Annotated in this window: 8 protein-coding genes; 5 read left to right on the top strand and 3 right to left on the bottom strand. The window is 72.6% G+C overall.

What is annotated here, in order from left to right; genetic code table 11:
• Positions 1 to 36: 36 nt before the first annotated feature.
• Both ACFVW6_RS30405 and ACFVW6_RS30400 read left to right on the top strand, forming a co-directional pair.
• On the top strand, positions 37 to 1,128 hold the full coding sequence (locus ACFVW6_RS30405; RefSeq protein WP_378832440.1) for an ABC transporter substrate-binding protein: 1,092 nt from the start codon (positions 37 to 39) through the stop codon (positions 1,126 to 1,128).
• A 97-nt stretch (positions 1,129 to 1,225) separates the two neighbouring features.
• Complete coding sequence (locus ACFVW6_RS30400) at positions 1,226 to 2,128, top strand: dioxygenase (protein WP_378832442.1); 903 nt, start codon at positions 1,226 to 1,228, stop codon at positions 2,126 to 2,128.
• A gap of 39 nt (positions 2,129 to 2,167) precedes the next feature.
• Here the strand turns inward: ACFVW6_RS30400 and ACFVW6_RS30395 are convergent, their stop codons facing one another.
• Entirely contained in the window at positions 2,168 to 2,737 is a 570-nt protein-coding gene (locus ACFVW6_RS30395; protein ID WP_378832445.1) for a TetR/AcrR family transcriptional regulator, read from the bottom strand.
• A 110-nt stretch (positions 2,738 to 2,847) separates the two neighbouring features.
• Between ACFVW6_RS30395 and ACFVW6_RS30390 the strand changes: the two genes are divergently transcribed.
• Positions 2,848 to 3,285 carry a hypothetical protein gene (locus ACFVW6_RS30390; RefSeq protein ID WP_378832447.1) on the top strand — a complete coding sequence of 146 codons (438 nt, stop codon included), beginning with the start codon at positions 2,848 to 2,850 and terminating at the stop codon, positions 3,283 to 3,285.
• An 80-nt stretch (positions 3,286 to 3,365) separates the two neighbouring features.
• Here ACFVW6_RS30390 and ACFVW6_RS30385 read toward each other — a convergent pair whose 3' ends face one another.
• Positions 3,366 to 4,046: a TetR/AcrR family transcriptional regulator gene (locus ACFVW6_RS30385; protein ID WP_357343910.1), complete on the bottom strand. Its 681-nt coding sequence runs from the start codon at positions 4,044 to 4,046 to the stop codon at positions 3,366 to 3,368.
• A gap of 95 nt (positions 4,047 to 4,141) precedes the next feature.
• Between ACFVW6_RS30385 and ACFVW6_RS30380 the strand changes: the two genes are divergently transcribed.
• Positions 4,142 to 5,419, top strand: a complete 1,278-nt coding sequence (locus ACFVW6_RS30380) for a lipase family protein (protein WP_378832451.1) — start codon at positions 4,142 to 4,144, stop codon at positions 5,417 to 5,419.
• Between the two features lie 37 nt (positions 5,420 to 5,456).
• Positions 5,457 to 7,013, top strand: coding sequence for an AMP-binding protein (locus ACFVW6_RS30375; RefSeq protein WP_378832453.1), 1,557 nt, complete (start codon positions 5,457 to 5,459; stop codon positions 7,011 to 7,013).
• A gap of 40 nt (positions 7,014 to 7,053) precedes the next feature.
• On the opposite strand, the gene ACFVW6_RS30370 is transcribed toward ACFVW6_RS30375, so the two are convergent.
• Complete coding sequence (locus ACFVW6_RS30370) at positions 7,054 to 12,876, bottom strand: amino acid adenylation domain-containing protein (RefSeq protein WP_378832455.1); 5,823 nt, start codon at positions 12,874 to 12,876, stop codon at positions 7,054 to 7,056.
• Positions 12,877 to 12,906 lie beyond the last annotated feature (30 nt).

Here is a 12,906-nt window from a genome sequence, read left to right as displayed (position 1 = left end):
CGCCGGGCCGGCCCGCCACGCAGTACCCTCGTGCGCATGCCGGTGAGCGCCCGAGTACGCACCCGATTCCGTCGCACCGCCGAGCAGGGCGTTCGCGTCCGCTCGCGTGGCGTCCTCGCCGTCGCCGCGCTGGTGTGCGTCGCCGTGGTCAGCGCGGGCTGCGCGGACAAGCACGACGACGCGAGCACGATCATCCGGACCACCACCAATATCGCCGGTGCCGGTGTCGTCGGCGTGGCCAGGGACACCGCCACCGCGTGCCCGCTGCCCAGCGCTCCCGATCCCGCCGCGGGCGCGACCCGCACCGTCACCCATGCCGCCGGGACCACGCAGGTCCCCGCCGACCCGCAGCGCATCGTGGTGCTCACCAGTTCGGCGCTCGACGCCGCCTGCGCGGTGGGCCTGTGGGAGCGCGTCGCGGGCGCGGTCACCCTCGACGGCGAGCGTTCCCAGCCGATGTACCTCGGCTACGGCGTGCTGAAGGTGCCCAGCGTCGGCTCGATCGGTCAGCCCGACCCGGCGCGCATCGCCGAACTGAAGCCCGACCTGATCCTCGGCGACGTCGCCCCGGCCGGTGGCTACGAGGCGCTGAGCGCGATCGCGCCGACGGTCCTGGTCGGGTCCGGCGGCAGCTGGCAGTCCGACTTCGCGGCCTACGCCGCCGGGATGGGCCGCCGCGACGCCGCCGACGCCGCCCTGCGGAACTACCTCACCGAGGCGCGCGACCTGGGCCCCGCGCTCAACGCGAGCCAGTCGCAGGCGTCGGTGCTGCGGTTCACCGCCGACGCCACCCAGGTGCAGGGCAGCGAGACTTTCGCGGCCCAGGTGCTCTCCGATGTCGGCGTGCAGCGCCCGACCGCGCAGCGCGGCACCTCCTACGACATCACCACCGCGGAGCTGGCCACCAAGGCCGAGGGCGACATCATCTACGTGATGTTCGACGGCGAGCCGGGCGAGGACCACGGCAGGCGGGTGCTGCGCTCGGACGAGTTCACCGAGCTCGGCGCCTCGACCGATCGGCGCGTGTTCGCCGTCGACGACAGCGTCTGGCACACCACCGGCCTGACCGCCGCCCGCGCGATCCTGACCGACCTGCGCGACAGCCTCAACGGGTACGTCACCGACTGAGCGCCGGGCTCCCAGCGAACGCCCAGCGTCCTCGCAGTTCCGGCGCAGCGCCCGCGCCTACCGTCGTCGAGGACACGGTACGAGCGAAGGAGCAGCGATGGACGACCACGATCTCGGACTCGGGCACGACCTGCGGGTCATGTCGCGACGGCGGATCCTCGGCCTGATCGGCGCCGCGGGCGTGGCGACCGCCGCCGCGGCCTGCGCCTCGGCGACCGATTCTGGCGTCACCGGCACCACCACCACCGACTCGGCCACCCCCGCCGCCGCGCCGCAGGAGACGGCGGGCCCGTACCCGGGTGACGGTTCCAACGGGCCCAATGTGCTGATCGAATCGGGCGTGGTCCGCTCCGACCTCACCACCAGCTTCGGCGCGTACTCCGGTGTGGCCCAGGGTGTTCCGATGACCCTCACGCTGAACCTGCGCGACCTGACCACGAGCGCGGCGGGCGCCGGCATGGCGGTCTACGTCTGGCATTGCGACCGCGAGGGCCGGTACTCGCTCTACAGCGAGGGCGTCACCGACCAGAACTATCTGCGCGGCGTCCAGGTCGCCGACGACACCGGCACCGTCCGCTTCACCTCGATCTTCCCCGCCTGCTACGCGGGCCGCTGGCCGCACATCCACTTCGAGGTCTACGACGATCTCGCCACCGCCGTGGCCGGCGACAACGCCCGCCTCACCTCCCAGATCGCCCTTCCGCAGGATTCCTGCGAGGCCGTCTTCGCCGCCGACTCCGGCTATTCGGCGAGCATCCGGAACATGTCCGGCGTCTCCCTGTCCTCCGACAATGTCTTCGGCGACGGGTGGGACGCCGAACTCGCCACGGTCACCGGGACCCCGGCGACCACGATGGCCGTCTCCTTGACCGTCGGCGTCGCCGCGAAGTCGCAGAACACCCAGTCCGGCAACGGTTCTCCCGGGATGCCGCCCGGTGGCGGCCCGGCGGGGTCCCCGCCGCCGGGCGGTCAGGGTCCCGGCGGAGCGCCGCCCAGGTAGCCGACGCAGCGGACCCGGCCCCGAAGCGGCTCTGCGTCGTCAGTCGAACTGCACCGTCGCGAGCATCTCGCGCGCGAGCACTTCGGGGTCCGACGACGACGCCAGCTCCGACCCGTCGAGCGCCCCTTCCCGCCACAGCGTCGCGAATCCGTGCACCAGCGACCAGGCGGCGAGCCGCGTCGAGCGCTGCCGGTCGGGTGACTGCCCGGACTGCAACTCGGCGATCCCCGATCGCAGCGCCGCACCCGACCGCGCGCGGGCGGCGAGCAAGTCCGGGTCGTCGGCGCGCAGCACCTCGCGGCGGTACATGATGTCGAACCGGCCCGGGTTGTTCAGCGCGAAGCGGATATAGGCGACCGCGACCTCCCGCATGTCCTCGCCCGCCGCCACCAATTCCGTTGCCAGCAGGTCGAATCCCTCGATGGCCAGGGCGGTGAACAAGCCTGCCCGGTCGCCGAAGTGGTGCGCGGGGGCGGCATGCGAGACCCCCGCCCGGCGCGCCAGCGCGCGCAGTGACACCGCCTCGACGCCCTCGGCCGCGATCTGCTCGGCCGCCGAGTCGAGCAGCGCCGCCCGCAGATCCCCGTGGTGATACCCGGTCTTGGTCATGCCTCGATCCTGACGCACAAACTTGTCATTGACAAGTTTGTCTTTCGGTGTCAATCTTTCCAGTGTCAAGATTGGCAGCAGGCCAGTCGGCACCGCCTCGAGGAGTTCCCATGGCCCCCTTCATCGTTCTCACCGTCGTCACCGCCCTGGCCAGGCTGATCGGCCTGCTCACCGACGTGTCCTGGCTGGATTCCTGGCCCCGCGCGATCGCCCTGGGCCTGGCCGCCATGTTCGCCCTCACCGCGAGCGCCCACTTCCTCGAGCCTCGCCGCACCGCCCTGATCGCCATGGTCCCGCCCCGCCTCCCCAACGCGGCCGCCCTGGTCACCCTCACCGGCGTCCTAGAACTGGCAGGCGCCGCCGGCCTGCTCATCCCAGCAACTGCCCCGCTGTCCGCCGCCTGCCTGTTCGCCCTGCTCCTGGCCATGTTCCCCGCCAACATCCGCGCCGCCCACGCCGACCTGGGCATCAAATCCATGCCCCTCCCCGCCCGCACCGCCCTCCAGGCCCTGTTCCTCGCAGCCTGCGCAGTGGTGGTCGTCGGCTGAGCATCAGCTCAGCGAGCGACCGCCCCCCACACCCTGCCGGATCCGGCCCAGATCAAGGCACTCTGAGCCGATACGCGGCGTCAGTCCGCTGAACGGGCCGCCGCGGCCGCCAGGCCCAAATGGACGATGTCGGTGAAGGCGGTGAGGTCGCGGATGAGGGTGTCGATGTCGCCGGTGGTGCCTGCGCCGGTGCTGTGCAGCCAGTCGGCGACGGTGTCGAACAGGCCGCCGATGGTGGAGACGGCGAGGGCGTGCAGGTCGAGGCCGATGCCGGTGGCGGGGACGAAACCGTATTCGCGCCAGAGGGTTTCGAGGAATTGGGCGGCCCAGCGACGGTTGGTGCGGCGCTGCTGTTCGACCTTCGCGGAGATGCCGCTGGCCTCGCCGAAGGTGACCTGGGCGACGCGCGGGTCGTCGACGAGGGAGTGGGCGAAGGCGGCGAGGACGACCGACACCACCTCGTCGCGACCACCGGCGCACTCGGCCAGCGCGGTGGCGACCTCGGCCTGGGCGCGTTCGCTGAGCTGCTGGAGCAGCGCCAGATAGCAGGACTCCTTGCTGTCGAACAGCTCGTAGAAGGCCTTGTTGCCGACGAAGGCGGTCTGGCAGATCTGCTCGATCGCGGTATTGACGTAGCCCTCGGCGGCGATGAGTTCGAACGCGGCGGCCAGGATCTGCTCGCGCCTGCGGGCGCGGCGTTGCTCGGCGTCCAGCCCCTGGATGCGCCGGGAACGAACTGGACTCTTCTCGGTCGACGTCACGCAGCTCAGCCTACCGATCGCGCAATATGAACAAGAACTCTTGTTCATAACAAGAGAACCTGCTGTAATCGGGATCACCTACCGAAGGAGATGCCATGCAGCGCAGCACGGCCACCCACCGATCCCGGCGCCTCGGCGTGCCCGCCCTGCTGGCCGTCGTGCTGGCGCTGACCGCGAGTCCCGCCGGGGCCGAGGATTTCCAGCTCCCCCCGCTGCCGAACGAGGCGCAGGTCTATCCGGCGGTCGTGCCGCTGCCGACCCCGCAGCAGGACCCCTGGTACGCCGATCCGGCCGACTTCGCGGCCTACGCCAACGGCGACGTGATCCGCAGCCGGATCGTGCAGACCTACGCGCTCGGCATCCCGGTCCCGGTGCACACCACCCAGCTCCTGTTCCGCAGCACCGACGCCCGCGACAACCCGATCGCCACCGCGACCACCGTGCTGATGCCCGGCATCCCCTGGCTGGGTCCCGGTGCGCGCCCGCTGATCTCGTATCAGGAGGCGATCGACAGCCTCGGCCAGCAGTGCAATCCCTCGTACACGCTGCGCGCGGGCATCCAGAAGGAGGTCGCGCTGATCGGCCAGTTCCTGGCGGCGGGCGCGGCGGTGGTGGTCACCGATTTCGACGGCAAGCGCAACACGATCATGTCCCCGAGCGAGGGCCGGATGGTGCTCGACGGCATCCGGGCGGCCCAGCGCGGCGGCCTCGGCCTCGAGGCGTCGCCGGTGGGCCTGTGGGGATACTCCGGTGGCGGCAATTCCTCCGCGTCGGCGGCCGAGCAGCACCGCGGCTACGCGCCCGAGCTCGCGCTGCGGGCCAGCGCGCAGGGCGGCATCCCCGGCGACAAGGTCGCGATCGCGCCGTTCGCCATCTCCGGCGCCCAGCCGCAGGCCAACTTCACCGGCTGGCTGGCCATTCTGGGCCTGGCTCGCGAATATCCCGAGTTCGACCAGGCCTTGCAGACCTACCTCACCCCCGAGGGCAAGCAGGTCGCGCGCGATCTCGAGGACCGCTGCCTCTACACCGCGGTCGGCTCCACGCTGCTGCGGCCGGTCGCCGACTACCTGACCGATCCGGCCGCCGCGCTGGCCGCCGCGCACGAGGGGCTCGCCGCCGCGAGCTTCGGCCGTCCCGAGAACACCCCGGACATCCCACTGCTCATGTGGCATTCGACCACCGACCAGTTGCTGCCCGCCGAACTCGCCATCGACCGCATCGCCGCCGACTACTGCGCGCGCGGGGTGAACATGCGCATGTTCCGGGTGCCGATGTCGGAGCACATCAGTGCCGAGATCGTGCCCGAGCTCGGCACCGTCGCCTGGCTGCTTGCGGTGACCGCGGGCGCCGACCCCGGGCCGACGCTGTGCTGATCCGGCCCGATACCGCCCGCCGACAAGGAGTTTCGCGATGACCTGGACGCACACCGCGGCCACCACGGCGCGGCAGCTGCGCGCGATGCAGCGCGCCGGACTGATCGACCTGCGGCGCCCCGACCGGCTCGTCCAGACAGCCCGCGCGATGCGCACCTACGGCCCGATCGCCGGCGGCATCCTGACCTCGGCCCGCCGCGCGCCGGACCGGATCGCGCTCGTCGACGGCGCACACCTGATCAGCTACGGCGAACTCGACCGGCGGACCGATGCGATCGCGGGCCGCTGGCACGCGGCGGGGATCACCGCCGACGACACCATCGGCGTGCTCTGCCCCGACGGCCGGCGCCTGGTCGAAACCATGGCCGCCGCGGGCAAGCTCGGCGCCCGGCTGGTGCTGCTCAACACCGGGTTCGGCGCGGCACAGCTGCGCGATGTGCTGGCCAGGGAACAGGTCGCGGCGCTGGTTCTCGACCCGAGCCTGGCCGCGCTCGCCGAGACCGTCGCCGACGGCGTCACCCGGCTCGACACCGAAGGCCCCGACACCGGGGCCCGTGCGCCCGTCCCGGCCCAGCAGGGCGGCTTCGTCCTGCTCACCGGCGGCACCACCGGGACACCCAAGGGCGCTCCGCGCCGGGTCGAATCGCCTTTGGCCGGTGCGCAATTCGTCGATCGGGTGCCGCTGCGGCGCGGACAGACCGTGCTGCTGTGCGCGCCGCTGTTCCACGGCACCGCGCTGTCGCAGTTCATCCTGTCGCTGAATCTGGGGTCGACGATCGTGCTGCACGGCAGGTTCGACGCCCGCCGCGCCCTGGCCCAGATCGCCGAGCATCGCGCCGACATGGTCGTGCTCGTCCCGACCATGCTGCGCCGCATCCTCGATCTGGGCCCGGAGGCGTTGTCCGCCACCGATACCGGTGCGCTGCGGATCGTGTTCACCGCCGGTGCCGCGCTCCCGTCGGCCCTGGGGACCAGGGCGATCGAGGTCTTCGGCCCGGTGATCTACAACTTCTACGGCTGCACCGAGACCGGCACCGCCACCATCGCCACGCCACGGGATTGGCTGGCCGCGCCGGGCACGGTCGGCCGGGCGCCGGTCGGGATCACGGTGGCGCTCTACGACGGCGACACCCTGGTCACCGCGCCGGGTGCGGTCGGCACCGTGCACGTCGGCAACTCGATCGCCTTCCACGGGTACTCCGGCGGCGGCTCCAAACAGCTGCGCGGCGGGTTGATGAGCACCGGCGACCTCGGCCACTTCGACACCGAGGGCAGGCTCTTCATCGACGGCCGCGACGACGACATGATCGTCTCCGGCGGCGAGAACGTCTTCCCCGGCGAGATCGAGGACCTGCTCTACCGACACCCGGCGGTCACCGAGGCCGCGGTGGTCGGGGTGCCGGACGAGGAGTTCGGGCAGCGGCTGGCCGCGTTCGTCGTCCGCGCGGGCGAGCTCGACGCCGAGACCGTCCGGACCTATGTGAAGTCCCACCTGGCCCGGTTCAAAGCGCCCCGCGACGTGGTGTTCGTCGACGAACTCCCGCGCACACCGACCGGCAAGATCGACCGGATCGGCTTGGCGGCGCTGCGCTGACGCGGTGGCGGCGGCGAGGGGTCGCCGCCACCGGCCGGGCTCACGCGCGGTCGAGCGCCGCGGCCAGCGCGGGTCCGATGGTGGTCAGGGCTCGCGCTCCGGTGATGTCCCAGTGGGTGGCGTCGACCGCGATATCGCGGATGACGCCGCCGATGTGGTCACGCCACGCCCCGGCGGCCCGCCCCGCGCCGCGATCGTCGCGGCCCGCGGTGAAGAACAGCAGGTCACCGTCGAAGACGCGGGCCCGGTGCGCCGCGCCGATCACCTGGGCGCGCACGATGCCCGCGAAGATCCGGTGCATCCGGTCGGCGGTCAGTTCCGTGAACGGTCCCGGCAGCTCGGCGACCAGCGCGACGGCGTCGTCGGGCGTGAATTCGTCGACCGGCGTGGCGAGTTCGTGGTCGGTGCCGAACTGGCCGAGCAGATCGCCCACCGTCACCGGCGTCTCACTGCGGTAGCCGACCTCCCCGACGAAGGAGTCGAGCATGGCCAGCACCGTCACCCGCTCCCCCAGCTCCTGCAGCCGCACCGCCATGGCGTGGGCGATCACGCCGCCGACGCACCAGCCCAGCAGCCGGTACGGTCCGTGCGGCTGGACCGCCCTGATCCGGGTCACATAGTCCTCGGCCAGCGCGTCGATCGACTCCGGCGGCGCGGTGTCCTCGGCGATCGTCGGAGCTTGCATCCCGTAGACCGGGCAGTCGAGTTCACCGGTCAGCCCGGCGAAGCTCCAGGCCAGCCCCACCACCGGGTGGACGCAGAACAGCGGCGCGCCGCTGCCCTGACGGCGCAGGGCGAGCATCGGCGTCAGCATCGAGTCGTCGGCGCCCGCCGTGTCCTCGGCGATGCGGCGCGCCAGCCCGGCCGGGGTGGGGTCGGTGAACAGCCAGAGCAGGGCGACATCGGTGGCCAGTTCGGCCCGCAGGCGCGCCACCAGGCGGGTCGCGACCATCGAGTTGCCGCCGAGGTCGAAGAACGAGTCGTCCGCGCCGACCCGGTCGCGACCGAGCAGCTCGGCGAAGACGGCGGCGACGCGGGGTTCGACGGTGCCCGCCGGGGCACGGTAGGCGGCGGAACCGAACGCCGGGCTCGGCAAGGCCGCGAGGTCGAGCTTGCCGTTCGGCGTCAGCGGCAGACTCGCGATGACGACGACCGCCGCCGGAATCTGGTACTCCGGCAGCCGATCCCGCAGCTGCGCGCGGACCTCGGCCCCGTCGATCCGCTCGCCACCACCGGGCACGACGTAGCCGATCAGCTGTCGTCCGGTCGCCGGATCGGCACGCTCCACGACGACGGCGGCGGCGATGCCGGGGCATTCCAGCAGCGCCACTTCGATTTCGGCGGGTTCGATGCGGTACCCGCGGATCTTCACCTGCCGATCCGCGCGACCGAAATGCTCGAGCGTGCCCTCGCGGGTCCAGCGGGCGAGGTCGCCGGAGCGGTACAGGACACCGCCCGCCGCAGCGGGATTCGCGACGAAGCGGGTAACGGTGAGACCGGGGCGGTGCAGGTAGCCGCGGGTCACCTGGGTACCGCCGACATAGATCTCGCCGATGACGCCGGTCGGTACCGGCCGCAACCGGTCGTCGAGGACGTGCACGGTGAGTCCGTCGAGCGGTCGGCCGACCGGGCTGCCCGCGCGGTCGTGACCGCTGTCGGTGCGGTTCGCGTGGGTGACGTGCACCGTGGTCTCGGTGATACCGAACATGTTGACCAACAGCGGTCCGTCCGCGCCGTGCCGATCGTGCCACGCGACGAGCCTGCCCGGGTCGAGCGCCTCGCCGCCGAACACGATGCGCCGCAGGGACAGTGGCGCACCTGTGGCGCGGGCGTCGGCATCGTCCAGACCGGCGAAGGCCGACGGCGTCTGTCCGAGGATCGAGACCTGCTCGCGCACCAGGAGTTCCCGCAGGTGCTCGGGCGAGCGCGCGGTGTCCTGATCGACCACGACGAGCGCCGCGCCGGTGGTGAGCGCACCCCACAGCTCCCACACCGAGAAGTCGAAGGCCGTCGAATGGAACAGCGCCCAGATATCGGTGGATCGGGTGGACAGCACCCGCCGGGTCCGGTCGAGCAGGGCGACGACCTGGCGATGTTCCACCGCAACGCCTTTCGGCGCACCGGTCGTCCCGGAGGTGTAGATCACGTAGGCGAGGTTCGCCGCGTGGATCGCGCTGTCGGCGCAGGTGGCGAGCTGATCGTCCGGCGCCGCGGGCCGCACCCCGGTCGGCTGGCCGGCGTCATCGACACCGTCGACGGCCGCTGACGTCGAGAGTGCCTGCATGGGGCGGACCCTTCGCCCACCGCCGTTCGGTATCGCCTGTGGGGCAAGAGTTTCCGTCGTTGCGCCGGAGCCTGGTACGAGGCCCGGCAGGACGCGATGGACGACCAGCCCCTCGGTGATCACACAGACCGGCCGTGCATCGGCCACGAGGTAGTCGATCCGCTCGCGCGGGTTCCCGGGGTCGATGGGAACGTAAGCCGCGCCACTGCGCACCACGGCGACGATCGCCACCACCAGCTCGGCCGACCGCGGCACGATCACCGCGACCCGCCGCTCCGGTCCCGCACCGTGCGCGACGAGTTCCCGTGCCAAGTCCGCGCTGCGGTCGTCGAGATCCTGATAGGTGAGGGTGGTGGCCCCCGCGCGCACGGCCACCGCGTGTCGATGCCGATGTGCGGCCACGTCGAACCGATCGCGCAGCGTGCGGTGGTCGGCGCGGGGCGCAGCAGGCGCCTCCGCCGGCTCGACCAGCGCGATGTCGCCGACCGTGCGCGCCGGATCGGCGGCGACCGCGCGGGCGACGCGCTCGATCGTCTCGGTCAACCGGGCGATGGTGTCGCGGTCGAACAGGTCGGTCGCGTAGGTGAGGGTCAGCCGCAGGGTGTCGGCCGCCGGATCCGACATCGTCAGCTGGAGATCGAACTTCGCCGGTGTCGCGGTGGGCTCGACCGGTTCGACGACGAGCCCGCCGAGATCGGCCGCGATCGGCTCGACCCGCGTCTCGGCGGTGAGCACCACCTGGAACACCGGGTGGTGCGCCCGGGTCCGCGGCGGATCGAGCGCCTCGACGACCCGCTCGAACCCGATGTCGGCGTTGGCGAGCGCGCCGAGGTCGATGTCGCGGACCCGGGTGAGCAGGGTCGCGAAGGACTGCGCGAGATCGACGGTCGTGCGCAACGCCACCATGGCGACGAACATGCCGACGAGATCGTCCAGTTCGGGGCCGCCGCGCCCGGCCACCGGGGTGCCGACGACGATATCGGCGCCCGCGCCCGAGCGGGCCAGCGCGACCGCGAGCACGGCGTGCACCACCATGAACTGGGTCGCGCCGTGCGCCACCGCGATCCGGCGCAGGGCGGCGGTGAGCTCGGCGTCGAGGGTGAGGTCCAGGACGGCGCCGCGCCCGGACGCCACCGGCGGATGCGGGCGATCGACCGGCAGGGACAACCGGGGAGCCAGGCCGGACAGCCGTGCCCGCCAGTACCGCAGCTGACTGTCGAAGGTCGCCGCACCGGCGGGGTCGGCGAGCCATTCCTGGTGTGCCAGTGCGTAGTCGGCGTAGTCGACCGGCAGCGGCGCGAGCTCCGGCGCCCGATGCCGCAGCCGAGCGGCGTAGGCGCCGAGCAGATCCCGCAGCAGCGGACCGAGCGACCAGCCGTCGGCGCTGATGTGGTGCACGACGACGGCCAAGACGTGCTCCCGGTCGTCCAGCGCGAAGAGCCGGGTGCGCAGCGGCGGATCGACGGTGAGGTCGAACCCGGCCGTAGCGAATTCGGCCACCGCGTCCGCGAGTTCCCCGGGCCGCACGGGCACCGGCCGGAGCGCGGTGCGCGCGTGTTCGACGGGTACGACGTGCTGGACGCCGACTCCGTCGAGATCGGGATAGCGGGTGCGCAGCGGTTCGTGCCGGGCGACGACATCGTCGAGGGCGGCGCGCAGCGCGTCGATCGACAGCGGGCCGCGCAGCCGCACCGTCAGCGCGATGTTGTCGGCCGGCGACCGGTGGTCGATCCGGTTGAGCACCCACAGGCGCTGCTGGGCGGGTGCCAACGGCAGCGACGCCGGCCGGGCCCGCCGGGTCACCGGCGGTCGCGGCGCCGCGTGCGCCAGCTGCCGGATCGCGACGGCGAGCCGGGCCACGGTCGGCGCGTCGAACACGGTGCGCACCGGGATCTGTTTGCCGGTCGCGGCGCCGACGCGGGCCCCGAGCTGGGCGGCGAGCAGGGAGTTCCCGCCCAGCGCGAAGAAGTCGTCCTGGGCGGTCACCGATTCCACCCCGAGCAACCCGGCCATCACCGTGCCGATCAGCCGCTCGATCGAATCCGTCGGCGCCGCACCGCCCTGGGAGGCGAACACCGGCGCGGGCAGCGCGGCCCGGTCGACCTTGCCCACCGGGGTCAGCGGCAGCTCGTCGAGGACGATCACGGTCGCGGGGACCGCGTGCGCGGCGAGCCTGCTCCGCGCGAAGGTCAGCAGCGCGCCGGTATCGACGGCCCGGCCCGGCTCGGCGGTCACATAGCTCACCGGCACCCGCGCCCCCGCCGGCGTCTCCCACCCGGTCGTGATCGCCGAGCGCACCGCGTCGTGCCCGGTGAGGACGGCGTCGATCTCGCCCGGTTCCACCCGGACGCCGAGCACCTTGAGCTGGAAGTCGGTGCGGCCGAGGAACTCCAGGGCCGCCGCGTCGCCGCGGTGCGCGCGGACCAGGTCGCCCGTGCGGTACATCCGCGCGCCTGCCGGGCCGAAGGGATCGGCCACGAACCGCGTCGCTGACGTCGCGGGCCTTCGCCGGTACCCACGCGCGACACCGGGCCCGGCCAGATACAGCTCGCCGGGCTCGCCCGGTGACACCGGACGCAGCCGCTCGTCCAGAATCCGCGCCGACCAGCCGTCGAACACCGCGCCGAGCAGCACCGGCTCGCCCGCGAACAGTGTTGCCGCCGTGACGAAGACGGTCGTCTCGGTCGGACCGTAGGCATTGACGTAAACGCGGCCCGGCGCCCAGCGCGCCACCAGTGCCGGGTCCGAGACGTCCCCGCCGACCACCAGCCCGCGCAGCGTCACGTGGCGGGCCGCGTCGAGAGTCGCCAGCACCCCAGGCGTCAGCACCGCGTGGGTGACCGCTCGCGCGGCGACGAGCTCGTCGAGTTCGCCGCCGCCGGTGATCTCCGGGGGCACGATGATCGCCGTCGCGCCGTGGGTGAACGTCAGCATCAGCTCGAGCACGAAGAGGTCGAAACCCGGTGAGCTGACCTGGAGGACGCGCGCCCGCTCGAGCGAGCCCAGCCGCGCCGACACCGCCGCGACCAGTGTCGCGAGCCCGCGGTGCGTCACCGCGACGGACTTCGGCGCCCCGGTCGACCCGGAGGTGTAGAGGACATAGGCGAGCTGGTCGAGATGCGTCGGCGCGACCCGGTCGGCCTCGGTGAGCGGGGCCGGATCGTGCCGCGCGCACCGCTGCGCGAGGTCGGGATCGTCGAGCACCAGCCAGGTGATCCACGTCGGCAGGTCGGCGAGCATCGACCGGGTGGTGATGCCGATCGTGGCCGCGGCATCGGCCAGCAGATAGCGGCGCCGGGCCTGCGGCTGGCGCAGATCGATCGGCAGGACGGCCGCGCCGGTCGCGGCCACCGCCCACACCGCGCGCACCAGCTCCGCCGAGCGCGGCAGTGCCAGCACCACTACCGACTCCGGACCCACCGCGTGCGCGATCAGCTCGCGGGCGAGCCGATGCGCCGCCCCGGACAGCTCCGCGTAGGTCCAGCTCGCACCACCACCGTCGACGACGGCGATCCCCGCGCCCGCGCCACCCCGATCGAGGATGTCACCGAGGATGGCCTGCTGTCCGATCGCGGTCATGCTCCGATTAGATCGGCAACCACGCGGATC

It is taken from the genome of Nocardia sp. NPDC058244 (genome assembly GCF_042882065.1).
Lineage (GTDB): Bacteria > Actinomycetota > Actinomycetes > Mycobacteriales > Mycobacteriaceae > Nocardia.
The sequence above is the reverse complement of the archived record's forward strand: the minus strand, read 5'-3'. Positions and strand labels throughout refer to the sequence as shown.